Annotated in this window: 28 protein-coding genes; 22 read left to right on the forward strand and 6 right to left on the reverse strand. The window is 42.4% G+C overall.

Going from position 1 to position 25,557, the window contains the following annotated elements; all coding sequences use genetic code 11:
* From NSB03_RS10975 to NSB03_RS11015, 9 genes are all read left to right on the forward strand, one after another.
* Positions 1-834 (forward strand): acyltransferase family protein (locus tag NSB03_RS10975; protein WP_257466393.1); only part of this gene is annotated, 834 nt, incomplete at its 5' end.
* A 12-nt stretch (positions 835-846) separates the two neighbouring features.
* Positions 847-1,800, forward strand: a complete 954-nt coding sequence (locus NSB03_RS10980) for a glycosyltransferase family 2 protein (RefSeq protein ID WP_128824318.1) — start codon at positions 847-849, stop codon at positions 1,798-1,800.
* Positions 1,785-2,600: a LicD family protein gene (locus tag NSB03_RS10985; RefSeq protein WP_024987214.1), complete on the forward strand. Its 816-nt coding sequence runs from the start codon at positions 1,785-1,787 to the stop codon at positions 2,598-2,600. The genes NSB03_RS10980 and NSB03_RS10985 overlap by 16 nt, the downstream gene beginning before the upstream one ends.
* Positions 2,597-4,087, forward strand: a complete 1,491-nt coding sequence (locus tag NSB03_RS10990) for an MATE family efflux transporter (RefSeq protein WP_024987215.1) — start codon at positions 2,597-2,599, stop codon at positions 4,085-4,087. Before NSB03_RS10985 ends, NSB03_RS10990 begins: the two co-directional genes overlap by 4 nt.
* A 73-nt stretch (positions 4,088-4,160) precedes the next feature.
* Complete coding sequence (locus NSB03_RS10995; protein ID WP_024987216.1) at positions 4,161-5,288, forward strand: glycosyltransferase family 4 protein; 1,128 nt, start codon at positions 4,161-4,163, stop codon at positions 5,286-5,288.
* A 7-nt stretch (positions 5,289-5,295) separates the two neighbouring features.
* Positions 5,296-6,132, forward strand: a complete 837-nt coding sequence (locus NSB03_RS11000; RefSeq protein ID WP_172503505.1) for an aldolase/citrate lyase family protein — start codon at positions 5,296-5,298, stop codon at positions 6,130-6,132.
* Entirely contained in the window at positions 6,132-7,040 is a 909-nt protein-coding gene (locus NSB03_RS11005) for an NAD(P)-dependent oxidoreductase (protein WP_024987218.1), read from the forward strand. Before NSB03_RS11000 ends, NSB03_RS11005 begins: the two co-directional genes overlap by 1 nt.
* Before the next feature lie 170 nt (positions 7,041-7,210).
* Entirely contained in the window at positions 7,211-7,837 is a 627-nt protein-coding gene (locus NSB03_RS11010; protein ID WP_128824319.1) for a sugar transferase, read from the forward strand.
* A gap of 135 nt (positions 7,838-7,972) precedes the next feature.
* Entirely contained in the window at positions 7,973-9,040 is a 1,068-nt protein-coding gene (locus NSB03_RS11015; RefSeq protein ID WP_172503504.1) for an AAA family ATPase, read from the forward strand.
* Positions 9,041-9,141: 101 nt separating this feature from the next.
* Here NSB03_RS11015 and NSB03_RS11020 read toward each other — a convergent pair whose 3' ends face one another.
* The 3 genes from NSB03_RS11020 to NSB03_RS11030 all read right to left on the reverse strand — a co-directional run bounded on the left by NSB03_RS11020 (position 9,142) and on the right by NSB03_RS11030 (position 10,273).
* Positions 9,142-9,555 carry an N-acetylmuramoyl-L-alanine amidase gene (locus NSB03_RS11020; protein WP_024987222.1) on the reverse strand — a complete coding sequence of 138 codons (414 nt, stop codon included), beginning with the start codon at positions 9,553-9,555 and terminating at the stop codon, positions 9,142-9,144.
* A gap of 4 nt (positions 9,556-9,559) precedes the next feature.
* Positions 9,560-9,667, reverse strand: a complete 108-nt coding sequence (locus NSB03_RS11025) for a smalltalk protein (protein ID WP_005680790.1) — start codon at positions 9,665-9,667, stop codon at positions 9,560-9,562.
* A 102-nt stretch (positions 9,668-9,769) separates the two neighbouring features.
* A complete protein-coding gene (locus tag NSB03_RS11030; protein WP_024987223.1) occupies positions 9,770-10,273 on the reverse strand; it encodes an HU family DNA-binding protein in 504 nt (167 codons plus the stop codon).
* 220 nt (positions 10,274-10,493) lie between these two features.
* Here NSB03_RS11030 and NSB03_RS11035 point away from each other — a divergent pair, with 220 nt between their 5' ends.
* On the forward strand, positions 10,494-10,712 hold the full coding sequence (locus tag NSB03_RS11035; RefSeq protein ID WP_172503503.1) for a DUF4248 domain-containing protein: 219 nt from the start codon (positions 10,494-10,496) through the stop codon (positions 10,710-10,712).
* A 147-nt stretch (positions 10,713-10,859) separates the two neighbouring features.
* On the opposite strand, the gene NSB03_RS11040 is transcribed toward NSB03_RS11035, so the two are convergent.
* Positions 10,860-12,695 carry a DUF3987 domain-containing protein gene (locus NSB03_RS11040; RefSeq protein ID WP_257466394.1) on the reverse strand — a complete coding sequence of 612 codons (1,836 nt, stop codon included), beginning with the start codon at positions 12,693-12,695 and terminating at the stop codon, positions 10,860-10,862.
* Positions 12,696-12,769: 74 nt separating this feature from the next.
* Positions 12,770-13,396: a BT4734/BF3469 family protein gene (locus NSB03_RS11045; protein ID WP_024987225.1), complete on the reverse strand. Its 627-nt coding sequence runs from the start codon at positions 13,394-13,396 to the stop codon at positions 12,770-12,772.
* A gap of 165 nt (positions 13,397-13,561) precedes the next feature.
* Here NSB03_RS11045 and NSB03_RS11050 point away from each other — a divergent pair, with 165 nt between their 5' ends.
* From NSB03_RS11050 to galE, 12 genes are all read left to right on the forward strand, one after another.
* On the forward strand, positions 13,562-13,714 hold the full coding sequence (locus tag NSB03_RS11050; RefSeq protein ID WP_168355346.1) for a hypothetical protein: 153 nt from the start codon (positions 13,562-13,564) through the stop codon (positions 13,712-13,714).
* A gap of 456 nt (positions 13,715-14,170) precedes the next feature.
* Entirely contained in the window at positions 14,171-15,238 is a 1,068-nt protein-coding gene (locus NSB03_RS11055) for a DUF262 domain-containing protein (protein WP_242357565.1), read from the forward strand.
* On the forward strand, positions 15,238-16,245 hold the full coding sequence (locus NSB03_RS11060; RefSeq protein ID WP_024987227.1) for an AAA family ATPase: 1,008 nt from the start codon (positions 15,238-15,240) through the stop codon (positions 16,243-16,245). The genes NSB03_RS11055 and NSB03_RS11060 overlap by 1 nt, the downstream gene beginning before the upstream one ends.
* A gap of 1 nt (position 16,246) precedes the next feature.
* Positions 16,247-16,951 (forward strand): hypothetical protein, encoded by a 705-nt coding sequence (locus NSB03_RS11065; protein ID WP_024987228.1) that lies wholly within the window; start codon positions 16,247-16,249, stop codon positions 16,949-16,951.
* 214 nt (positions 16,952-17,165) lie between these two features.
* Complete coding sequence (locus tag NSB03_RS11070) at positions 17,166-17,591, forward strand: SoxR reducing system RseC family protein (RefSeq protein WP_024987229.1); 426 nt, start codon at positions 17,166-17,168, stop codon at positions 17,589-17,591.
* A 7-nt stretch (positions 17,592-17,598) separates the two neighbouring features.
* A complete protein-coding gene (locus NSB03_RS11075) occupies positions 17,599-18,549 on the forward strand; it encodes a Fe-S cluster domain-containing protein (protein ID WP_257466395.1) in 951 nt (316 codons plus the stop codon).
* A 24-nt stretch (positions 18,550-18,573) separates the two neighbouring features.
* Positions 18,574-19,911 carry an electron transport complex subunit RsxC gene (rsxC, locus tag NSB03_RS11080; RefSeq protein WP_024987230.1) on the forward strand — a complete coding sequence of 446 codons (1,338 nt, stop codon included), beginning with the start codon at positions 18,574-18,576 and terminating at the stop codon, positions 19,909-19,911.
* Between the two features lie 5 nt (positions 19,912-19,916).
* The gene (locus NSB03_RS11085) at positions 19,917-20,924 is read left to right on the forward strand and encodes an RnfABCDGE type electron transport complex subunit D (RefSeq protein ID WP_136013431.1); all 1,008 of its coding nucleotides are present in this window, start codon (positions 19,917-19,919) and stop codon (positions 20,922-20,924) included.
* Entirely contained in the window at positions 20,921-21,658 is a 738-nt protein-coding gene (locus NSB03_RS11090; protein WP_024987231.1) for an RnfABCDGE type electron transport complex subunit G, read from the forward strand. Before NSB03_RS11085 ends, NSB03_RS11090 begins: the two co-directional genes overlap by 4 nt.
* Positions 21,659-21,672: 14 nt before the next feature.
* The gene (locus tag NSB03_RS11095; RefSeq protein ID WP_024987232.1) at positions 21,673-22,257 is read left to right on the forward strand and encodes an RnfABCDGE type electron transport complex subunit E; all 585 of its coding nucleotides are present in this window, start codon (positions 21,673-21,675) and stop codon (positions 22,255-22,257) included.
* Between the two features lie 22 nt (positions 22,258-22,279).
* On the forward strand, positions 22,280-22,852 hold the full coding sequence (gene rsxA, locus NSB03_RS11100; protein ID WP_004303570.1) for an electron transport complex subunit RsxA: 573 nt from the start codon (positions 22,280-22,282) through the stop codon (positions 22,850-22,852).
* A 226-nt stretch (positions 22,853-23,078) separates the two neighbouring features.
* Positions 23,079-24,113, forward strand: coding sequence for a UDP-glucose 4-epimerase GalE (galE, locus tag NSB03_RS11105; RefSeq protein WP_024987233.1), 1,035 nt, complete (start codon positions 23,079-23,081; stop codon positions 24,111-24,113).
* 368 nt (positions 24,114-24,481) lie between these two features.
* On the opposite strand, the gene ispE is transcribed toward galE, so the two are convergent.
* On the reverse strand, positions 24,482-25,327 hold the full coding sequence (ispE, locus tag NSB03_RS11110) for a 4-(cytidine 5'-diphospho)-2-C-methyl-D-erythritol kinase (RefSeq protein WP_024987234.1): 846 nt from the start codon (positions 25,325-25,327) through the stop codon (positions 24,482-24,484).
* Positions 25,328-25,557: the final 230 nt, after the last annotated feature.

A 25,557-nucleotide genomic window follows, 5' to 3' on the forward strand; every position in this document is an offset into this window, starting at 1 on the left:
AGGAGATTTCAACAATACTTCTGCGTCCGACTTATACCCCAAAATTCGATGTTTTCAAATTTTTGTCATGTACTTAAGTTCTGTAATCTTATTTTCTATGGTGTATTAAGCCATACTCACGGAGGACATTATGATATAGGGGCAGAGGCGTTAGCATTTTTAATGCAGCAACGTCATACCTATTTATGGTTTTTGCCGGTGCTTTTCCTTTCGGAACTTTGTGTGTATGTATTGAGTAGAGCTAAATTAACGGCAAATATTAAATTAGGGGTAATCTTGTTAATTTTGGCTTTAATTCATTACTTGACTATTTGTACTGGATGTGTAAACTTGATTTGGAATATTGATTTAGTTCCGATGGCAAGCGTTTATATTATTCTTGGTATTTTATATAAAAGGGTATCTGTTAAGTGGACCTTTGAAAATAACAAGTGGATAGCAGGTCTGCTGTTTTGTTTTTCATTGTTGGTATCGACTATAAATTTTGTCGTATGGGATAGAGTTGATATTTGGGGAAATAGTTATGGCTGTTTACCCTTGTTTTATCTCGGTGCTATTAGCGCTACCTACGCCACAGTATTACTTTTAAAACAAATATCGATTCCTCGCATGTTAATATTCTTAGGCGTGAATTCCTTGCTGTTGTATGGTTTACATCGTATGGCGATAGAAATCTTTTTTATTGTTTGGAATAAACTGGGAATTCCATATGATGGCATTTCTTGCCTTAGTTTGTGTATGGCTGTTTGTAATGTTTTACTGACTTGTGTTTTATTATATCCGGTAGTATCCTTCATTAATAGACGATGCCCGTGGATTCTCGGAAAATTCTAAGTTATAAGTAATATGATAAGTATCATTGTTCCTGCCTATAAGGTTGAAAAATTCTTGCCTAAATGTATAGAGAGTTTAATTAACCAAACATATAGAGATTTGGAAATCATTTTGGTAAACGATGGATCGCCAGACAACTGTGGTAGAATCTGCGATGAATATGCACAGCAAGATAGTCGTATTCAAGTTATCCATCAGCCTAATATGGGTGTTTCTGCAGCTCGCAATGCAGGCTTGTACAAGGCCCACGGCGAATATATCGGATTCTGTGACCCGGATGATTTTTGTGCTGCAGATATGTATGAATGTATGCTAAGAGCCATGGAGAATCATCATGCAGATATGGTTGTGTGCGGATATGATTATTTCAACGAGGAGTATCAGCGTGATGAAAGCAGAGCTTATGAGGTGAGGGAAGATGAGTTGATGTCTCGTGAGGAGATATATCGCAAGCTTGCAGATATGCCTCCGACTATTCGCCATGGAGTGGTAACCAAGTTGTTCCGTAAGTCAGTCATGGGTAATTTGCAGTTTAATACGAAGCTTAAATCAGCAGAGGATGGTAATTTTCTGTTAGATTATTTGCAACATGTCAGTTCTGCGGTTTTTGTGCATCATCCTTTATACTGTAATCTTGTGCGTCAAGGTAGTGCAACACATGGGGGGCTAAACGTACAAAGTCTGAAGGATTCATTTGAGGTACACGACCGGATGTATTGGGACACTGTCAGTGCTTACCCACATCTTAAGGGTTATGCAATAGCCTTTTTGTTGGATGTGTGCACTTTGAAATATAACGAAAGTAAAGCACGTATGCAGCAAGTAGAAAACCAATCTCAAACAGCAGACCATTTATTGAGCTATATGCGCTCGTATATTAGAAGAAAAGCGCTGGAGGGAATTCTTAGTAATTATATTCATTGGAAATTAAAAATATATTATCTCTTACTATGGATACGGAAGTAAGAAAAATTCAAAAGAAGTGTCTGGAGATACTGGATATTGTTGACGGTATTTGTCATAAGTATGGAATAAAATATTCTTTATGTGGGGGAAGTGTAGTGGGCGCATATTTGCATAACGCCTGTCTGCCATGGGATGATGATATAGACTTGATGATGACACGTGATAATTATAACTGTTTCATTCAGGTAGCAAAGAGCGAACTACCAGAAGGATTTTCTATACACAACTATCAGACAGGGACTGATTTTGACACTCCTTTCACTAAGATTATGAATGATCATACAACTATCGTTCAGCAGGACGGTTGTGTGTCGGGGGTATTTTTGGATATAACTGTTTACGATAGGATTCCCACTAATTTCTTGGCTTCCATGAGTACTTTTTTATGGAAAGTATCGCAGGTTGTCATGATAGGAAAGGTGAAACCTACTAATTTGCAGCAGAGGTTACGTAACTTGATGTTAAGTACGATTCTTCGTAGCAAAAGACTTTATTTGAAGTTCTTTCAGTTCGTAGTGGAACTTAGTAGCAAATCTTCGTCGAAGTATACCTATTCGGAACTGTTTGGTGCTTATGCCAATACCACACGTTTTGCTCCCGAAATATTCGAGAATTATGTTATGGTTAGATTTGAAGAACGAGAATATATGATTGTTCGTGATATGTATGAGTATCTGCATACTAGATACAACCGTACTGATTTTCGCGAACCAAAGGAGAAGCAATTTGCGCCACATTATCAATATGTGAATTTTGAGTTGCCATACAAGGAATATCTCTCTAAAAGTAAGCGTAAATGAATAATAAGCAGAAGAGTAAACAGATTCTAATTTTTGGTATCATTTCGCAGGTAGTAACCCTTTTGCTTGGCATACTGTTGCCTAAGTTGCTGATTGGAGGATTCGGTTCAGAGGTTAATGGATTACTTTCATCAGTTAAGCAAATTTTCGTATATGTAGCCTTGCTGGAGGCGGGCGTTGGAACAGCGGCACTTCAGGCCATGTATGCGCCCATAGCGATCAATGATACGCTGAAAGCATCTGAAATCATGGCAGCTACTAATCGTTATTTCCGGCGGACTGGATTTCTGTATGGACTCGCTGTATTGGTATTGGCTTTTGCATATCCATACATTTTCAAAGTAGAGCTTGCCCCACTAACCGTAGCTGCCATTATCTTGCTGCAGGGATTTGCAGGTGTGATACGTTATTTCTTTCAGGGTAAATTGGTCATTTTGCTTCGTGTAGATGGTCGAAGTTATGTGACTACTAATATTCAAACAGCCGTAACTATTACATCTTATATTGCTCAGATTCTTCTGATAGTACTTGGATTTGACATTATAGCTGTCCAGATAGCCTATTTCTTGACCAATTTGTGTCAAATGATTTATATAACATGGTATGTTAAGAAACAATATCCTTGGCTAAACCTTTCTGCAAAACCGGATTATAAAGCCCTTGGGCAAAGTAAATTCGTGATTGTTCATCAGCTATCAGGTCTCGTATTTAATAATACGGATATGATTGTGCTAACCTATTTTTGTGGTTTGAAGACGGTAAGTGTGTATGCTTTATACAATCTTATTTTCTGTAGTGTAGGTAATATTATTGATACATTATGCAGTTGTGTTGAGTTTGTTATGGGGCAGGCGTTTAACTCTGATCGTAAACGGTTTATGAGGCTGCAAGAAGCCTATGAAACGTATTATCTTGGCTTTTCTTTTGCATTGTTTACGATAGCATTGATTATGATACCTTCTTTCATGGAAATTTATGCAGGTGAGTTTACGGATGCCAACTATACTGACGAGTATCTGCCTTACCTGTTTGTGGCAGTTAATGTGTTGATGTATGCTCGCCGAACATCCAGTCAAATCATAAACTTTGCAGGTGCCTTTAAGCAGACTCAATGGCGCTCAATCATCGAGAGTGTTATCAATTTGATGGTCAGTCTTATTATGGTACAATATATAAGTATTTATGGTGTATTAGTGGGCACAATAGCTGCCTTGGTATATCGTACGAATGATGTTATTATTTATGCTAACTGGAACATTCTTCATCGCTTACCTTGGCAGACTTATAAGCGGTGGGGTATTAATCTAGTATGGATGGTGGTATTGGTATATTTAGCTCAATGGTTCCTTCCTGAGATTGATTCATTTATTGAGTGGTGTTTGGTTTCAGCAGTCGTTGCGATTGTAACAGTGGTATCCTTTCTAGTGACTGATACTTTATTTGATTTTAAGTCTTTGATTGTGCTCAGAGAGTTTATTAGAAAATAATTTTTTTTAGATAAATAAAAGTTGCGTCAGTAATTATGATTGACGCAGCCCTCCTTGTATAATATTGTTATATATGACAAAGAAAATTTTACTAGTTGCAACAGTGCAAAGTCATATTGCCCAATTCCATAGACCTTTGTCTGAAGTATTACATGCACATGGATATGAGGTGCATGCAGCAGCACGAAATAATTTGGCGGAGAAGAATGGATTACAGCTGGATTTTGTTGATAAGGTTTTTGATGTACGTTTTTCACGTTCCCCAAAGAGCAAAGAGAATATAACAGCTTACAATCAACTTAAGACAATTGTAGATTCAGGTAATTATGAGGTAGTACATTGTAATACACCAATGGGTGGTATGATAGCAAGATTAGCTACACGTGCTGCTCGTAAGAAGGGTACAAAACTGTTTTATACGGCTCATGGCTTTCATTTTTATGATGGGGCACCTAAGAAGAATTGGATGATTTTTTATCCAATAGAAAAATTCTTTAGTAAAATGACTGACATTCTCATTACTATAACACATGAGGATTATAAAGTTGCTTCTGAAGCATTTCATTGCAAGGTAGCATATATGCATGGTGTAGGCGTGAGTGGAGAACGTTATAAACCTGTAACCATTGAAGAGAAACTGTCTCTGCGTGGAAAAATGGGGTACTCTAAAAATGCTAAGATATTGCTCTGTATTGGTGAACTAAATGACAATAAGAATCAGTCAATGGCTATACGAATGATGCACAAGGTGGTTGCTAAATATCCTGAAGCTATATTATTGTTGGCTGGTAATGGGCCAAAGCAGAAGTTTTTGGAACAATTAATCAAACAAGAAGGATTAGAACGGAATGTAAAGTTGATTGGCTACGTGACCAATCTTCAAGATTATCAACATATCATAGATGTACAGGTGAGTTGTTCGTTGCGTGAGGGTTTACCTCTAAATATTGTTGAATCAATGCTCTCTGGCAATCCTGTAGTGGCAAGTTTGAATCGCGGTCACAGAGAACTTATTCAGGATGGTATAAATGGTTATATAGTGGATCCAAATGATTATGAGGCAATGGGTAATCGTGTATTAAACTTATTGGATAATGATGACTTATGTAAGCGGATCGTTCAAAACGCTATAATTTTTGCTCAAGATTTCACTTTTACTTCTGTGAAAAAAGAACTTGAGGAAATCTATTTTGGAAAATAATAATATTATGATGAACTTAATGTATATCACAAAACATCCAGAGATTGCGCAAATTGCTGAAGAAGCAGGTGTAGATTGGATTTTTGTGGATATGGAATTTATTGGTAAGGATGTCAGACAGTCAGGATTGGATACTGTACAAAATCACCATACGGTAGATGATGTCCGTAGTATCAAAGCGGCTGTCAAAAAGGCAAAGGTGCTAGTACGTGTAAATCCCATACATGATACAATGCCGGATTATGTATCATCGGAAGATGAAATAAATGGAGTAATTGAGGCGGGTGCAGATATTATTATGTTGCCTTTTTTTAAAACAGTAATTGAGGTGGAGCGTTTTGTTAAGGCTGTAAGTGGTCGCGTAAAGTGCTGTCTTCTTCTTGAGACACCTGAAGCAGTTGCTATTCTAGAAGATATTATTGCTGTTCCTGGTATTGATATGATTCACTTGGGGCTTAATGATATGCATTTAGCATTGGGAATGAAGTTCATGTTTGAATTATTGGCTAATGGATCGGTAGATAAGTGGACAAATTTCATTAAGAAGAAAAATATTCCATTTGGATTTGGTGGTATTGCAGCTTTGGACAGTGGTGCTGTACCAGGACGTATGATTTTAAAGGAACATTATAGATTGGGTAGCCAGCAAGTAATTGTGAGTCGTTCTTTTTGTAATACAGACCAGGTGACTGACATAAACAAAATACGGGAAATATTCCAAAATGGAATTAGTGCAATACGAGCTTTAGAATCGGAATGCAAACAGCAAACAGCGGAATATTTTGAGCAAAATCGGAAAGCCACCAAAAAGGTAATCGAAGAATTTGTAAAAAACAATAGATAATGAATTTACTTTTAACAGGATGTTTTAGTTATTCAGAACTACAGATTCAAAAGTTGAAAGATCTTGGTTATTCTATCTACTTCATGCAACATGAAGCAGAGGGCGTACCTTTGTCTGTATCAGAAGTTGATGCAATAGTTTGTAATGGATTTTTTTTGCATCATGATATTGATACTTTTAGTAATTTGAAGTTTATTCAGTTGACAAGTGCTGGATTTGATCGAGTACCAGTAGATAAGATTAAGTCTCGTGAGATAAAATTATTTAATGCTCGTGGTGTATACAGTACTCCGATGGCAGAATGGGCTTTATTTCGAGTTTTAGAATATTACAAACGAGGATGGTTCTTTGGTCAAGAGCAGAAATCTGGCCGTTGGACTAAGCATAGAGAATTGAAAGAAATTTTCGGTACAAAGGTAGCTGTTATTGGGGCGGGGAATGTAGGACAAGAGGTAGCTAAGCGTTTTCATGCATTTGGCGCTGAAACTGTAGGGTTTGATATTCATACAAATGAGACCTTTGGGTTTGATTATATGGCTTTAATAGAAACTTTAAAAGAAAGTGCAGAGGAGTTTGATGTAATTGTTGTGACTGCTCCATTACTGCCGTCCACTAAAGGCTTGGTGAGTTGTGAAGTATTGCAGGCTATGAAGAAGGGAGCTGTTCTCGTAAATATTGCAAGAGGTGGATTGATTGATGAGCCTGCAATGTGTAAAATTCTTAAAGAACGTAGGGATTTATTTGCAGCTCTTGATGTGTTTGAAACAGAACCGTTGCCACAGCATTCACCATTGTGGAAGTTGCAGAATGTAGCTATTAGTCCACATAATTCTTTTGTGGGGGATGGTAATAATAGACGTATGTTCGATTTAATGTATAATAATCTTAAAGCATTCATTGAACAGTAAAGCATTATTGTATTTAAGTTTTTTATTTAATATTTTCTATGAAGTTCCATCAGTCAAGAATCTTATGGTGAATATCTTTGGGGAGTATGGTTAGTAATTGGTTCAGTTGGATGAAAAATTCATAATATAGATAAGCGGAGCGTATAATAGTTATAATTTTAATTGATAGTATGTATAAGTATTTCAAAAGATTCATTGATTTTATGATTGCATTTGTAGCATTGATCGTTCTGTTTGTACCTTTGGTGCTAGTAGCAATTCTGATTAAGTTGGATTCAGAAGGTCCTGTTGTCTTCAAACAAGAGCGATTGGGTAAAAATGGTGTGCCTTTTAAGATTTGGAAATTTCGTTCGATGTGTGTAGGTGCAGAGAAACAAGGCACCGGTGTATACTCTTACAAAGGTGATAGTCGCATAACTCGCATAGGGAAACTTCTTAGAGTTACCTCTATAGATGAATTACCTCAATTGGTGAATATTCTCAAAGGTGATATGGCGTTGATTGGTCCTCGTCCTGCATTAACTTATCATCCTTGGCCCTACGAGCAGTATGACGAACATCAAAAGCACATGTTTGACGTGCTTCCTGGTGTTACCGGTTGGGCACAGGTGAATGGTCGTAAAGAAGTGCCATGGCCTGAACGTATCGAACTGAATGTTTGGTATGCAAAACATATGAGTTTTGCTCTTGATCTAAAAATCTTCTTTATGACCATCTTCAAGGTAGTGATCAATGCCAATAATGAGAATGTTGGCGAGACGGGCTTGAAGAGTACGGTCACTTCAAAGAAAGTTTGATTATATTCTAAATCGAGTGCTTACCTCCTTCACACAAGCGCTTCGGGTGAAAAAGTCCGCATGAAAAAGCCTGTAAAGTTAGGAAATCTAAGAAAGAATTAGTTCTTTTGTACGATAAAGCCATAACAGAATAAAATGAAGTTAACTCAGTTTACATATAGAGGAAAAGATTGGAGATTGGCATCGCCTATCAACTTACAGGAAGTTAATTTATTAGTAGGTAAGAATGCAGTAGGTAAGTCCAGGACAATTCGTGCCTTGGGGAATGTATTGCTTTTTTTGATGCAGTTATCTGAACGGAACACATTAGATATATTTCGTAGTGAGCTTCTTTTTGAAGATGAAAATGACTCGATTAGTTATGAATTTCGTCTAAAAGGGGCAGATGTGGTTTACGAGTCCTTGAAAGTAAATGGGGAGACTTTATTGTCTCGCAATGAAAATGGAACTGTTTTGTGTGGTGAATCTATCAATCCTCCTGTAAGTAAATTGACATTACATGTTCGCCGTGATGTAGTGCAATATCCATTCATTGAGAAAATTATGTTATGGGCAGAGCATGCGTGTGGATTATGCTTTAATGAAATAGAGATGGCAGGGGATAGTGCTATACCTTTTTATATATTAGGGCAAGGGCAAACTCTCTTTGCGATGGTTAAATCTTTACCAGAAAAATCCATTCAACAGGTTATTGACCAGGCACATGAACTTGGTTATCCCATTCAAAGAATCGAACTGTTTGAACATGGTAGTAATTTGAAAATGGTGTTGTTTCACGAGGAAAATGTCAAGAGCCAACTTTTTGATGCTTTGATGTCAAAAGGAATGTTCCGTGCTCTTTATCTTCTCATTTACGCACAATATATGTCTGTTCGAGAATTCCCGTCCTTGTTACTGATTGATGATTTGTGTGAAGGATTGGACTATGACCGTTCTACGAAACTGGGAAAGATTCTTTTTGATTTTTGCATAGAACATCATATACAGTTGATAGCCAGTTCTAATGATACTTTTTTGATGGATGTAGTTGATTTGAAATATTGGAATATCCTTCAACGTGAAGGGAGTGAAGTGTCTTCTATAGATATTATCAAGAATCCGGATTTATTCAATGATTTCCTATTCACGGGTTTGAGTAATTTTGATTTCTTTTCTTCTGATTATATTACCCGGAAAAAAAATTGTGGAAGATTTGGTAGGTGAATAGCCGATATATTTGTTGAGAATAAAATAGTAGAATATAGTATAACAAGTAAAGGCGGTCATTTGTGAAGTGACCGCCTTTACTATGAAATTTCCCTCTTTTACAAATCTGAATACTCCTTCACACACTCAAAGCACGGACATCCCTTCATCGGATTCAAATCATGATGCCCCACAATCAACGCTTTCGGAAACTGTCGCCGCAACTCCCTCAACAAAGCAAGCAACGAGCCCTTTTGCTCCAAAGTGCGCGTATCCTTCGGCTTTCCTTCTGCATCCAGCCCGCCTTCGTAGCAAATGCCTACCGAATGGGCGTTATGATTCCGGCAATGTGCCCCAACCTTTTCAAGCGACCGTCCCCGATGGATTTCCCCGTCACGTGTGATATAGAAATGATAACCGATGTCGCGAAATCCACGGTGGTGGATATGGTCTGAACGACAGGCTTCCGCCGAGAGGGATTTCCCCTCCGGCGTAGCGCTGCAATGAATGATAATTAGCGTAATGGTCCTCATTGGCCTACATACAGCTTTGCACTCCGAGCACACCGCCGATGGCAGTGGCTACAGTGATGATAATCTTGAGAACCAGGCTCCATACGGAGCGGCGTGATGATGAATTGCTCATAAGTCGATTTTTTTTTAAGATTAAAAGATTTGGATATTAGCGAGCCCTTCGCAAAAAGAAGGGCTCACAGAAAATAGGAGAGACAGGAGATAGAGGCAAGGATTAAGCTGCCGGATCCGGATCGGGAGTCTCTCCGCCACCATCCGGGTTAGGGTCGGGCGTATTGCCGGAATCCGAACCGGAATTGTTGCCGCCGGAAGTGCTGGGTCTCTGATACTCAGCCTGCTGTCTCAGTTGGCTGTCGAGCTTCAGGTTGGTCGTCGACAGATTGCCGGTGGCACGTGCCTTGAGTCTCATGCCGATGATATTCTTCTCCAGCGAGAACTCTTCCAACGTTTCGGCAGCCTTGCTGCGGATGCCCACACCGAAAATGGCAAGGTCATCGATTTTCACACATTTGCCGTCGAGCAGCAACTCCTTGATGCACTCCACCATATCGGTGAGCACACCCTTGATGACACCGCCGGAATACGGTGAATTGTGTTTCGACATATGTTCGGCAAGCTTGCCCAAATCATACGTCTCATCGCTTACCGCACGGGCGAACCACTTGCCCGCATTCAAGCCTTTCTTCTGCTGGTTCTGATAAATTTTGTAACGAATCATAAAACAATAAATTAAAGGGTTATACATGGTGTCTCCGGGATTCTTTCCCCTTTCGACGATACAAAGATACAACTGCTGACTACCGGAAAATCGCTTGTGGACCGTTATGCTCATACCTTGTCGGTTATATGCAATTAGGGTCGGTTATTCAATGCAAAAGCGTTGGTAATGTGGAAATATTTTGTTACTTTTGTGACAATAAATCAGAAACTTATCTATTATGAACGAATTCAGAATACGTGCGTATGGACGTATGGAGTTGGCGCAACTCTACTCTCCCGAACTTACCGGTATTGCCGCTTACCGGAAAATGAAGAAATGGATCCTACGGTGTCCCGGACTTTTACAACGCTTGTATGATTTGGGTTATCAACCGGAGCATCGCTCTTTCACACCGTTGGAAGTGAGGGTGATTGTGGATGCGTTGGGCGAGCCTTAGGAGAGCGGCGTTTTACGAGTGCTAAAGCGGTGCTTTAGAGGGCGTAAAGCTAAGCTTTAGCACTCATAAAGCGCCGCTTTAGTATAGACCAATCACTGCGTTGTTAATAACGGGCGGGTACAGCAGGTGCACTTTTCGGGGGCTCCCTCACACACGCACACGCGCGAGAGAGTAAGTTCCTTTTCCGTCTATACTGATAAACACTCCTTTTTTGGTCAATCGTTTCAACCAGCTGAGGGCAGTGTTTTCTTTGATTCCTATGGCAGCTGCCTGTTCCAACAACTGTGCGCGGGTAAATTTTTCACCCAACTGCTCGAAGAGGAAATCCCGGTCGGCATTAGAACGGTGACTGATTTCTACAGCAGGAAGGAAAGACAGGATATGCGTGGCATGACAGTAGAGAGGTTCGGCAAGTGAAAGCACGGCTTTAAAGTCCTCGGGAGTAATCGTTACGTCCCAACGGGTAATAATGCCGTCATTGATGTTGTCGGTAGGAATCTCCTTGTCGGGAGTAAAGCCGGAAGCAGGGGATACCTTGAACTGATAAGAATGCGGACTTTCGAGAGCACGCAATACAGCCACTTCAGCCATGATGCGACACAGATTGACAGCCAGGCGGGCTACGAAACTGTACATCTCCCTGCCATTGGCTATGCTCGAACGGGAGAACAGGCGGGAGAAGAGTGCATCGAATTCTTCTTTCTGTTCAACCGTGAGCTGGAGTGTGTGAATTCCATGTGCTTTTATCATATCCAGTTTCTCTTTCCATTCCAAACCCATAGCGGTAAATATCTCTTCCAAATTTATATTGTCTTCTGTAAACTGGCTCACCCATTTCCAGATGCCGTGCAGGTAGTAGAACAGTTGACGGGAGAACGCACCGTCTTCTGTCGTCGGAATAAAAGTTCTGACTTGTGAGGGTGTTCCGGAAATCAGGACGGAAAGAAAGCTCTTTTTTACTTCCCGGTATTCCTGGTCCGTACGGCGGTTGTAAGACAAGCGGTCGTGGTCGAACGCTTTGCGGAGCGTGTCGCTCCAGTGGCCGTAATCCGAGCCTATGGCAGTGGAAAGGGTATCCGCTTCGGCTTCACAGATAAGTCCTGTTCCTTCGGAATCCATGATGTTTTGCAGGATACCCGTACCGGTATTATTACCGGAAATGAGAAACATCCTGTTGGCGGGAATTTGCGGAGCTTCCACTTTTGAACGCTCTTTGCCCATGGCTTCGTAGGCCGCTTTCTCTCTCTTATATGCTTTCATCTGTACGGCCACTTCTGTACGAATCTGGTCGTGGATAGGTTCTACGAGCAACCGGATATAGGAAAGGATGCTTTTGCCGGAAGCGGAAGGAGCGATGACGAAACATTGCATGCAGGGATACTGGTATTTGCCGCCATAAGAACAACGCACATACCGTTCCATGGAAGAGCCTAAGGCTGTCAATGCTCCCAATAGCATGATGTCATGTTGGGCCGCAGTCTTTCCATAGCTTATGATACGTTTCAGAAACTCCGGCCAGTCTGCTTCGGGGAAGGTAGGTAGCGGATGCTGCGGTTCGCTGCCCGGCAATAATTCTTCTTCTCCGTTTCCGTCGTTTTCGTCATTTCCCACCTTATTACGCGCGCACGTGTGTGTGAGAAAATTGCGGGGTGCACCTGCTGTACCTTTTGTACCCGCCGGGCTGTTCATAACTTCTTCTTTGCGGAGGGTGACCCCTGCGGTTTCGGCAAGGTGGAACACTGTGCCCAGATGTATGTCGCCATGTTTCGTGGCGAGTGCGTTGGAGAATACCCTGTCGGCCTGTTTACGCTGATATTTGGCGGACATGCGGCAGAGACGGTGAAAATAGTCGCGTCCGGCTTCGCCGCAATCTGTGGCGATGGCAAATGCCAGTTGTACGTACTCAATGTAAGTCGGGGCGATATCCGCTCCTGCCGTTTCGACTGTCTCGGTGAGGCGGCTTAGTGATTCAATGTTGTTCATTTTTCTTGGATTGGGAATTATACAATTGAGAAATATAAATTCGTATATGGTCAGGCAATGACTTATAAGTCATATCAGATGTTTCTGAATAAGGCTTCGGGGTCGTGGCTGAGGAAGCAGGCTCTTGCCAGGTCTTTCCCCGAACCGTCTACACCTTTGGCAGTTGCTCGGGCAGTGATGTCCGTTGTCGGGGTGTAGGCCATTTCGACATATTGCATGGCTCTGTGGATGCTTTCTGTGATATTCCGTATCTCGTCTGCCGGAAAGGACGTGCCGGTCGGGACGAATGCCTTCACGCCCCGGCCGCTGGGGCTGATATACGTAAGTACAGGGCGGAGGAAGGGATCGTCGAACAAGGTGCGGCGCATTCCGGCGGCTTCTTCGTAGGAGTCGAGGTGGTCTACATCTATCACTATCAGCCGTGAGGGGGATAGGAAGCATTGGCTGTTGCGACGGGTGAAGGTGCCGCAGGGAGTCACGTAAGGCAGGAGCGTTGCTTTTGCCGTCCGCATGTCCGGTGCGTTGCGTACTTGTCCGGTCAGGAGCCTGAGGTCTTCGTTGCAGGTGATCATCTGGAAAACTTGTTCCACGGAGATTTCGCAGAAGGGGAGAAGGGTGGCGGGGGTGACCATTCGTCCTTCTTCATTCCTGACGGGGGCGATGGGTGGCATGAAATAGGACATTCTGTAGTTGTTTGGCATATTTTTTTGTTGTAATGAGTTTAAATTTTTACTTTTGCGAAAAAACACAAACGTGCTTTGAAACACGGTGTAAAATTAGCAAAGACAGAATAAACATCATCCCGACATACGGGATGAAAGTTAAAATAATTAATCGTTATGGTGTGTTTTTAACAATAAATAAGAATGAAAAAAGAAAAAGCTTGTTATGAGAGTTTGGGCGCTTGTATTTCAGAGTTGCAAGGCCGTTTGGGTTTGAAGAATCCTGAAGTGTATAAGGCAATAGGTATCGGGCATTCTACCTACAATGATGTAAAAAAGGGCTGGATGGCAGATTGAGTCATTACGTAGAAGTTGTCGATTTCTTTTTTGACTCCTTTAGTGAGGAGGAAATCGAGGCGTATTTGGATAAATGGAAGTTGCTGTATCTGGAGTACAGGAAGAGAAGAGAGGAGGAGCGGGGAGAACAGTGAAAAAACAGATAAAGTGAAAGAGTTGCAGGCGGGAAATTTTTTCCCGCCTGCCTTTTTTGAACGGATATTTTTTGTAGCTTTGTGGAAAATATGATTGATATGGAAGATTCGCAAAGATTATACCCTATTGGGATACAGACATTCTCGGAGATACGTGAGGATAATTTTCTCTATCGGGATAACACAAGATTTTGGATATAGTTGTAACTAAGGTCTTATTTCTTTGGCTTTAAACTTAAGAGTTGTTATCTTTGTTCTCTAGAATTTATAGTACAAAATGAGAATACAAGAAGAATGGTTGGAAAGTGAGTCCGGATTGGATATGGAACAAAACAATTCGTCGACTATTTATCCCAATGCGGAAGTGCGGGTGGAGAAAGCTCAGTTTAGTATTTTGCACTTAAGACGTTTGTGCGTAGAGAGAAAAGAAATAATTATTTCCCCCGATTTTCAAAGAAATGACGTATGGAAAGGCCGGCAGGCATCTGAATTGATAGAATCAATATTGATGGGAATACCCATTCCTATTATGTACTTATTTGAGGCTAGAGATGGAAAGAAGCAGGTGGTTGACGGACGACAGCGTATCAATACAATATTAAAGTTCTTAGAGGGAGGATTCAAATTAAAGGACTTGAAAATATTGCATACCTTAAATGGAAGTGCATTTGCTGATTTGGACTTAAAATTGCAAGGGATATTCGAAGACTACCAACTGTTTTTCTATATTATTCAGCCGCCGACTCCGGAACGTGTGAAATATGATATTTTTGATAGAGTAAATCGTGGTGGAACCCGATTGAATAATCAAGAAATGCGCAATGCCTTATATCGGGGTAATGCAACTGCACTTATAGATGACATTTGCAATTCGGATGAGTTTAAGGATGCAACGGGAAGAGGTGTAAGTCCTACCCGAATGCGGGATCGGTATATTGTATTGCGGGCAATAGCTTTTTATCTGTTAATGACACAACAATTGCGAACGGCCGATTTGGGTAAGCCGATAGAGTATCGAAGCGATATTGATGATTTTTTAGCTAAGGTGATGATATTTATCAATCAATTCATGACAGAGAATGAGGTTGGAATGTTGAAAGAGACATTTTTAGTCGCTTTAAGGAATATCTATTTGATATTGGGAGAAGATGCTTTCCGTTTTTCGGGTATAAGTAAACGTCGCCCGATAAATATGCCTTTGTTTGAATGCCTCATATATCTATTTATGTTTGAATGGAATCTGGATTATAAAAAAGAGATACGGCTAGCTATAGAAGCTTTGAAGGAGTCGTTGGACGAAAGTGGTTATTTCCAGGGAAATGTTGATTCTGTTACTAGCTTGGGATATAGATATTCACGTATAAATCAATTTTTAAAAGAACTAAGATAATGATACAAGAACTGACGATAAGTGGTTTGAAGAATATTAAGCATGAAAAGATGGCGTTGAAGCCGTTAACTTTGTTGACGGGGCTGAATTCGACTGGAAAATCGAGCGTATTGCAGGCCATTTTATTGGTGAATAAGGCTACCACCAAGAGCGGACAACTACATTTGAGCCAGTTGCTTTCTTCTTTTTCCACTCTTAGGAATATATATGAGAATGCAAAAGAAATTGAGATTCGATTGGATATAGATGGAACTATTGTAGGATATAAACTCTCAGAGAAGGAGGAAGAGGAGAATATGACAGGATGTGCCGGATTGGAAATAGAGAAAAATCTATTTTATCTGTCGGCTAACCGTGTGGGGGCCGAGAATTTGGCAAGTATGTCTTCTGTAACGGTGTGTGGTGTTGATGGAAATTATCTGTTAGGTACTTTTGAAAGAGAGAAATCTAAAGCCTTGATTAGTGCTTTAGTAAAAGATGAAAGTTCGTTTACATTGGCTGCCCAACTTAATTATTGGCAAAGTTATATATTGGGATTGAAGCTGGAATTGAAAACGGAAAAGAGGAATGAGCAGATAGTGGAGGTAAAATATAATAGTGACAATATTCCGGGAATCTTACCTACACAATTGGGGGCTGGTGTGAGTTATCTGGCAAAAGTGCTTATTTTGTGCTTACGTTCCCAACCGGGAGATGTAGTAATGATTGAGAACCCGGAAATACATCTTCATCCGGCTGCTCAATCCCGCTTGGGGGATTTCTTTGCTTTTATCGCCAATGCCGGTATTCAATTGATTATAGAAACGCATTGCGACCATTTGATTAATAAATTGCAATATTTGGTATTTAAGAAGAAATTTGATGCGGAAAAGGCAATTATATATTATAAGAAAGAAATTGTTGACCCGTTTGAAAGAATTCAGCTAAATAGGGATGGGCGTTTTCAGCCTGAGTTTCCGAGGGGCTTTTTTGATGCAACATTGGCTGAACTTTTAGAAATGGAATGATATGGGAAATTATAGTTTTGTATTGAGTGATGAGTTACAAGAAGAGTATTGTAACTTTAAGGAGGGACGAGATTATGATAGAAATTTGATTGAGAAACTTTTGCATTATTATAAACCTTCTATTTTAACGAATACTAGCCAACTCAAGAGGATCGGGAAGGGTATTAGTGCACAATTAGAGACTACGCTTAGAAAAAGTGGCTTTACGACGCAACCCTTAGAGGATTTAGCTCAAAATACATTGTATAAGATTATTTTGTGTACAGATAAGGATTATTATCCTTATGTGAATATTAATGGAGATAAAATCGAAAATAATCTGACCGCTTGTTTTTTCAAGCGTGAAAGCCGGCAGAAAGCTATAGAGCATATTGCAGCACTATGCAGAAAAGCTAAAACTATTTATGTATATGATAAATATTCTTTTCAGGGTGGTGCCAATGTAGAACTTTTGAAGGCTATTTTCCCAACAAAACAACTGACTGTAGTCTATGATTCTCAGTATCTGGATGTAGCTATGTTAAGAGCGCATTGTGAAAAATGGACATTTGTAGATCGTACATTACCGGAGTATCACGACCGTTATTTGGTATTGGATGATGAATTGGAAATAATATTGACTAGTGGGTTCGATTATTTGATAAAAACAGAAAAGGAATTTACCTATATTGTCCGTCCTGTTTCGAGGCGGCGTTTTCAGCTATAATAAAATAACAGAATACTAAAAGGCAGGCGGGAAAAAATTTCCCGCCTGCCTTTTTTTGTTGCAAACATATCAAATAGTAGCTATATCTTTTTCCGTGTGCGATAACGAAAATGGAAGAAATAACAATTTATTATGTAGAAAAAATATGGGGAATGCTTCGTAGTTCACAAATAATGATTAAATTTGCCGCGATTTGTAATGTTGAGTTTGCAAAATGACGAATAATACTATAAAGCATCTGGGTATTGTGGAAAACATACAGGGTTCTCATCTGTCGGTGAGGATTGTCCAGACATCGGCTTGTGCGGCTTGTAGCGCAAAGGGGCATTGTTCCTCGGCGGATAGTAAGGACAAAATCATAGATATTATAGATACCGCAGCTTCTTCCTATCAGGTGGGGGAGAAGGTGATGGTGGTCGGCGAAACATCGATGGGCATGATGGCAGTGTCATTTGCTTTCGTACTTCCTTTCGTACTTCTTATATTTTCATTGTTTCTTTTGATGGCGTGGATAGAGAATGAGTTGTATGCAGCACTTCTTTCTCTGGCTGTCCTCGCGCCTTATTATTTCGTCTTGTGGCTCAATAAAACACGATTGAAGCAAAAATTTTCATTTACTATAAAACCAATAAATAACTAAAAACATTATGAATTTGATTCTGATTGCAGTGATTTCATTGGGAGCTATAGCGCTCGTATTGGCCGCTATTCTTTATGTGGCTTCCAAGAAATTCGCCGTGTATGAAGATCCGCGGATTGCCCAGGTGGGGGAGGTGCTTCCTCAGGCGAATTGCGGCGGATGTGGCTATCCCGGTTGTAGCGGCTTTGCCGATGCTTGCGTCAAAGCCGGTTCGCTGGATGGTAAATTCTGCCCTGTAGGCGGACAACCTGTCATGGCGAAAGTGGCTGATATCCTCGGACTGGCAGCTGGTGAAGCTGAACCGATGGTAGCAGTGGTAAGATGTAACGGAACGTGTGCGAATCGTCCGCGTACCAATTTGTATGACGGTGCGAAGAGCTGCGCTATCGCCGCCTCACTATATGGTGGTGAAACAGGTTGTAGCTACGGCTGTCTGGGGTGTGGCGACTGTGTGGCGGCTTGTCAGTTCGATGCCATTCGCATGAATCCTGAAACGGGTATTCCCGAAGTGGACGAAGCGAAATGTACGGCTTGTGGAGCTTGTGTGAAGGCGTGTCCGAAAGCGATTATCGAGATTCGTCCGCAAGGCAAGAAGTCGCGCCGTGTGTACGTCTCTTGTGTGAATAAGGACAAGGGTGCCGTGGCACGCAAGGCTTGTACCGTTAGCTGTATCGGCTGTGGCAAGTGTGTGAAGACTTGTCCGTTTGAGGCTATTACGCTGGAGAACAACCTGGCTTACATCGACCCGGCCAAGTGCAAATCTTGCCGCAAGTGTGAGGAAGTCTGTCCGCAAGGAACCATTGTCGCATTGAATTTCCCGCCGCGCAAGCCGAAGACGGAAGAGGCTACGGCTGCTGCTCCGAAGGCTGCAGTTGCTCCGAAAGAAACGGCTGCTGCTCCGAAAGAAACGGCTGCTGCTCCGAAAGAAACGGCTGAAGCTCCGAAAGTAACAGAATAATAACAGAATAAAATACAGAATTGTATGTTAAAGACATTTTCAATTGGTGGAGTTCATCCACACGAAAATAAATTGTCGGCACATCAACCTATTATCACGGCGGAAGTTCCTGCAAAGGCAGTTATCCTGCTGGGGCAGCACATCGGTGCGCCTGCAAAACCGATTGTTGCGAAAGGTGATGTGGTAAAGGTGGGCACTAAGATTGCCGAACCTGCCGGCTTTGTTTCGGCAGCAATTCACTCTTCGGTCAGTGGTAAAGTGGCGAAGATTGATACTATAGTCGATGCCAGCGGTTATGCGAAACCTGCCATCTTCATTGATGTGGAAGGCGACGAATGGGAAGAAACAATCGACCGTAGCACCACACTGGTGAAAGAGTGTGAACTTTCCACAGAAGAGATCGTGAAGAAGATTGCCGATGCCGGAATCGTAGGTCTGGGCGGTGCTTGTTTCCCTACGCAGGTGAAACTTTGTCCTCCTCCTTCTTTCAAGGCTGAATGTGTGATTATCAATGCCGTAGAGTGTGAACCTTACCTGACTGCCGACCATCAGCTGATGCTGGAACACGCGGAAGAAATTATGGTAGGTGTTTCTATCCTGATGAAAGCGGTGAAAGTGAACAAGGCATTTATCGGAATCGAAAATAATAAGCCGGATGCTATCGAACTGATGACCAAAGTGGCTTCCGGCTATGCTGGCATCGAGGTAGTGCCCTTGAAGGTGAAATATCCGCAAGGAGGTGAAAAACAGCTGATCGATGCGATCACCAAACGTCAGGTGGCGAGCGGCGCATTGCCTATCTCTACGGGAGCAGTCGTGCAGAACGTGGGAACAGCATTTGCCGTTTATGAAGCTGTACAGAAAAATAAGCCGTTGTTCGAACGTGTGATTACCGTGACAGGAAAGTCGGTGGCGAAACCTTCCAACTTCCTGGCTCGTATCGGTACGCCGATGAAGCAGTTGATCGACGCTTGCGGCGGTCTGCCCGAAGATACGGGAAAAGTAATCGGCGGCGGTCCGATGATGGGTAAGGCGCTCGTAAATATCGAGGTTCCTACTGCGAAGGGCAGTTCCGGTATCCTGATTATGAATCGGAAGGAAGCCAAACGCGGTGAGGCGCAGACTTGTATCCGTTGCGCGAAGTGTGTGAGCGCTTGCCCGATGGGACTGGAACCCTACTTGCTCGGAGCTTTGTCCGAAAACGGAGATTTTGAAACAATGGAAAAAGAGAGAATCATGGATTGTATCGAGTGCGGCTCTTGCCAGTTCACTTGTCCTGCCAACCGTCCGCTGCTCGACTATTGTCGTCTGGGCAAAGGTAAGGTCGGAGCTATGATTCGCGCACGTCAAGCTAAAAAATAACGAATATGGAAAATAAATTAATCGTATCACTATCACCCCACGTTCATGGCGGAGACAGCGTGAAGAAGAATATGTACGGCGTGCTGATTGCACTGGTTCCGGCTTTTCTGGTGTCTCTCTATTTCTTCGGACTGGGTGCGCTGATTGTTACAGCTACTTCCGTTGCGGCTTGTTTGTTCTTCGAATGGGCGATCGGAAAATATCTACTGAAGAAACCGGCCACGACCATCTGCGACGGCTCTGCCATCATTACAGGTGTGTTGCTGGCATTCAACTTACCGTCTAATCTTCCTATCTGGATTATCATTCTGGGTGCACTGTTTGCTATCGGTGTAGGCAAAATGTCTTTCGGTGGATTAGGCTGCAATCCTTTTAATCCGGCACTGGCAGGACGTGTGTTCCTGTTGCTCTCTTTCCCGGTGCAGATGACCAGCTGGCCGGTAGTCGGACAGTTGACCGCTTATACGGATGCTACCACCGGTGCCACTCCGCTGGCATTGATGAAACAAGCGATTCATGCTGCAGATAAGAGTGCGGCTATGGATGCTTTAAACCGGATTCCGGATGCATTGAGTTTGCTGATCGGACAGAATGGCGGATGCCTGGGTGAAGTGAGTGCATTGGCTCTATTGCTCGGACTGGTTTATATGCTCTGGAAGAAGATTATCACGTGGCATATTCCTGTGTCTATTCTGGCTACCGTGTTTATCTTTGCGGGTATCATGCACCTGGCAGATCCGGAAAAATATGTTTCTCCGGTATTGCAGTTGCTCTCCGGTGGTCTGATGCTGGGTGCTGTCTTTATGGCAACCGACTATGTGACTTCTCCGATGAGTAAGAAAGGAATGTTGATTTATGGTGTATGTATCGGTCTGCTGACGGTTGTCATCCGTCTGTTCGGTGCTTATCCCGAAGGTATGTCGTTCGCCATCCTGATTATGAATGCGTTCACTCCGCTGATTAACACCTATTGTAAACCAAAACGCTTTGGGGAGGTAGCGAAGAAGAAATGAAAAAGTTAGAATCATCTTTAAAGAATATGTTGCTGGTACTTACGGGCGTGACTGCTGTTTCCGTAGCGTTGCTGGCTTATGTGAACGAACTGACGAAAGGCCCTATCGCCGAAGCGAACGCAAAGACGCTGAACGAGGCTTTGAAGAAGGTTCTTCCCGAATTTACGAACAATCCGGTAGCGGAAAGCGATACTATTTTCGGTGAGAAAGACGGAAAGAAATTCGTTGACTTTATCGTCTATCCGGCAAAGAACGGCGAAGAGCTGGTCGGTACGGCTGTTGAAGCCAAGTCGATGGGATTCGGCGGTGAACTGAAAGTGCTGGTAGGCTTTAATGCCGAAGGCAAAATCTATAATTACTCTCTGCTGGCTCATGCGGAAACTCCGGGGCTGGGCTCGAAGGCCGACAAATGGTTTGGTGCTTATGACCCTGCCAAAAGCGAACAGGCGGTGTCGCACGAAGAAAGTGCGAGGTCTATCCTGGGCATGAATCCGGGTGAAGCTCCGCTGACTGTCAGCAAGGACGGCGGACAGGTGGACGCCATTACAGCTTCTACTATTACTTCACGTGCATTTCTGAATGCTGTAAATGCTGCTTATCAGGCTTATAAGGCAGAAGGTGGTGAAGTGAACGGTGTCAGCGGTGCTTCTCAAAAGGCTACAGGTGCAGACTCTGACGCTGCTACGGGAGCTACGATTAAAGTTGAACTTACTGATTCGGTCAGTGCTAAATAAGAAAGGAGACAGATATGAATAACTTTAAAGTAATGATGAACGGGATTATCAAAGAGAATCCTACGTTTGTACTCCTGCTCGGTATGTGTCCTACATTGGGTACGACTTCGTCGGCCATCAACGGTATGGGTATGGGACTGGCTACCATGTTCGTTTTGATTTGCTCGAATGTGGTGATCTCTTTAATCAAGAACCTGATTCCGGATATGGTGCGTATCCCGTCGTTTATCGTGGTGATCGCGTCTTTCGTAACCTTGCTTCAAATGGTGATGCAGGCATACGTGCCGGGACTGTACGCTACGCTCGGTCTTTTCATCCCGTTGATTGTGGTGAACTGTATTGTGTTGGGACGTGCCGAAGCCTTCGCTGCCAAGAATAACGCGGTTGCTTCTATGTTCGACGGTATCGGCATGGGACTTGGTTTTACCATTGCCCTGACATTGCTGGGTGCTGTTCGCGAATTCCTGGGAACCGGTAAGATTTTCAATCTGACCATCATGCCGGAAGAATATGGAATGTTGGTATTTGTATTGGCTCCGGGTGCTTTCATCGCTTTGGGATACCTCATTGCGCTGATTAACAGTCTCAAGAAAGCCTAATTCAATTAAATAAGAAAAGAATATGGAATATATATTGATATTTATTTCGGCAATCTTTGTAAACAACATCGTGTTGTCGCAGTTCTTGGGTATCTGTCCGTTCCTGGGTGTATCCAAGAAGGTGGAAACAGCGATGGGTATGAGCGCTGCGGTTGCTTTCGTGTTGACCATCGCTACCATTGTTACTTTCCTGATTCAGAAGTTTGTATTGGATGTCTTCGGGCTGGGATATTTGCAGACCATTACATTCATCCTGGTCATTGCCGGACTGGTGCAGATGGTGGAAATTATTCTGAAAAAAGTATCGCCTGCCCTGTATCAGGCGTTGGGCGTGTTCTTGCCCTTGATTACAACCAACTGTTGTATCCTTGGTGTGGCTATCCTGGTGATTCAGAAAGACTATGACCTGCTGACGGGTGTTGTATATGCATTCTCTACGGCTATCGGCTTCGGGCTGGCACTGGTGCTCTTTGCCGGACTGCGCGAACAGATGAGTCTGGTGAAAGTTCCGAAAGGAATGCAAGGCACTCCGATTGCCTTGATTACCGCCGGTCTGCTTGCTATGGCATTCATGGGATTCTCCGGCGTAGTGTAAAGACTTACAGTTGATAATTGATTGATAGGAATTGGAAACCCTGTTGTGTGGCGACATGCAGACTGCGGGTTTCCAATTCTTTTTTTTATATCCGATTTCCGTAAAATCGTTCTTTGATTATTTTTTATTGAAATAAATGGCCGTAAATTGTTGGATTTTCATTTTATTTCCATAATTTTGTAGCTCAAACGACAAAAAGCCGGAAAACTAACCATTTATAAAGAATATGAAAGAAAGAATTTTAGTAACGGGCGGGACGGGATATATTGGTTCTCACACCGTAGTGGAACTACAAAACAGTGGATATGAAGTAATTATCATTGATAATTTATCAAATTCAAGTGCCGACGTTGTTGACAATATAGAGAAAGTATCAGGTATTCGTCCGGTGTTCGAGAAATTGGATTGTTTGGATTTTGCAGGGCTGGATGCCGTATTTACAAAATATAAAGGAATTAAGGCTATTATTCACTTTGCAGCGAGCAAAGCCGTAGGAGAGTCGGTAGAGAAACCGTTGCTTTATTATCGCAATAACCTGGTTTCTTTGATCAATCTTCTCGAATTGATGCCTAAACATGGAGTGGAAGGTATTGTGTTCTCTTCTTCCTGTACAGTATACGGTCAGCCGGACGAACTGCCGGTGACTGAGAAAGCTCCGATTAAGAAAGCGGAATCGCCTTACGGAAATACCAAACAGATTAATGAAGAGATTATCCGCGATACAGTAGCTTCCGGTGCTCCGATCAATGCTATCATGCTGCGTTATTTCAACCCGATTGGCGCGCATCCTACCGCATTGCTGGGTGAACTGCCGAATGGCGTTCCTCAAAACCTGATTCCTTATCTGACTCAGACTGCTATGGGTATCCGTGAGAAACTTAGCGTGTTTGGTGATGATTATGATACACCCGACGGCTCTTGTATCCGTGACTTTATCAATGTAGTCGATTTGGCTAAAGCGCACGTGATTGCTATCCGCCGTATCTTGGAAAAGGGACAGAAAGAAAAAGTGGAAGTATTCAATATCGGTACGGGACGCGGTGTTTCCGTATTGGAATTAATCAATGGCTTTGAAAAAGCTACCGGTGTGAAGTTGAATTATCAGATTGTCGGGCGTCGTGCCGGTGATATTGAGAAAGTATGGGCGAACCCCGATTTCGCCAATAATGAATTGGGGTGGAAAGCCGTAGAAACTTTGGAAGATACTTTACGCTCTGCCTGGAACTGGCAGCTGAAACTTCGTGAGAGAGGTATTCAGTAAAGAAGGAAACAATTTTAATCTACATAAGAGTTTAAACAAATCGTGCATGCGATTTGTTTAATTGATGCTAATCGTCCTGAAGCTGGTTATGAGTATGTGAATATACATAAGCAGTACTTATACCTCCCCGGTATAGACAGGAGGTTGCATAGTAGTTTTGTCGTGTTTTATTTTGTGTTTGTGTTGTGACGGTACTACGACGTGAGTCGTGGTACCGTTCTTTGTACGGGTGTTACTTGGGTTTTGAATTATAAAACATTTAGAGCCTGTTTAAAAATAGCTCGCATGCTTTGTCGTGTGCTGAATATACATCCTGCTGCAATGTTAGGTTTCTGAAACTTTGCCGGAACATAATTTCCGGCAAAGGACTATTGGCCTAACGTGCCTTTAAAACAAAACGAGTTACTTTCCCGGTTTATTTCCGGCAGCGCAGCATCCGGTGCGAACAGCCCGAACACGGAAGAACCGGAGCCGCTCATGGAAGCATAGATTGCTCCCTGATTATAGAGTTCTTGTTTGATTTCTCCGATGACGGGGTGCTGCGGGAAGACGCTTGCCTCGAAATCATTGATTAATATATCCTTCCATTCTGCCACCGGACGACGGATTACCTCTTTGACCGGATATTCGGGATGATGGGGATGAATGTTCGCGAAGGCTTCGCGGGTGGAAACAAAGACGTCCGGCTTCACAATCATAATCTGATAACCTTTTAATGAAAGTTCGATTGGCGAGAAGATGTTGCCGATGCCTTCGGCGTAGACAGGCTTGTTCTTGATAAAGAAAGCACAGTCTGCCCCCAAAGTAGCGGCGTATATTTCGAGTTGCTCTTCGGATAAGTTCAGGTGGAAATGCCCGTTGAGCAGTTTCAGCATAAAGGCGGCATCTGACGAACCGCCGCCAAGACCGGCTCCCGAAGGGATATGCTTATATAGATGAATCTCGACAGGGGGAAGGTGGAACTCCTTGTCCAGAAGTGAATAAGCTTTTGCCACCAGATTGTCTTCCGGATTGCCGGCTATCTCCATTCCATATTGGTGGAGAGTGATTTTCTTATCTGCTTCGGAGAGACTTGCTTCGGGGAGAGCGCGGATTTCGAGAGCATCCTCGAGGGCTACCGGATAGAAAACAGTTTCGAGGTTATGATAACCGTCCGGGCGTTTCTCTGTGATGGAGAGCCCCAGGTTTATTTTGATATTCGGAAAAACGATCATATGTACTATTTTACGATTTACGATTTACAATTTACTATTTGTAGTGGTGCACACCACAATTAATCGTGGCTTAATGTGATTCGGGGGCAAAGTTAGTAAAATCTTCATTTTTCCTTATTCATTCTTCGTGATTATATTCTATCTTTGTCGTCCCGACCGGAGAAGCTCTGTTATAAAGGAACCTGTCCGGTCGCAAAAAAATAGTAAATTACAAAATAGTAAATATCTCC

The sequence above is a fragment of the Bacteroides acidifaciens genome (assembly GCF_024623065.1).
GTDB classification, from domain to species: Bacteria; Bacteroidota; Bacteroidia; order Bacteroidales; family Bacteroidaceae; genus Bacteroides; species Bacteroides acidifaciens.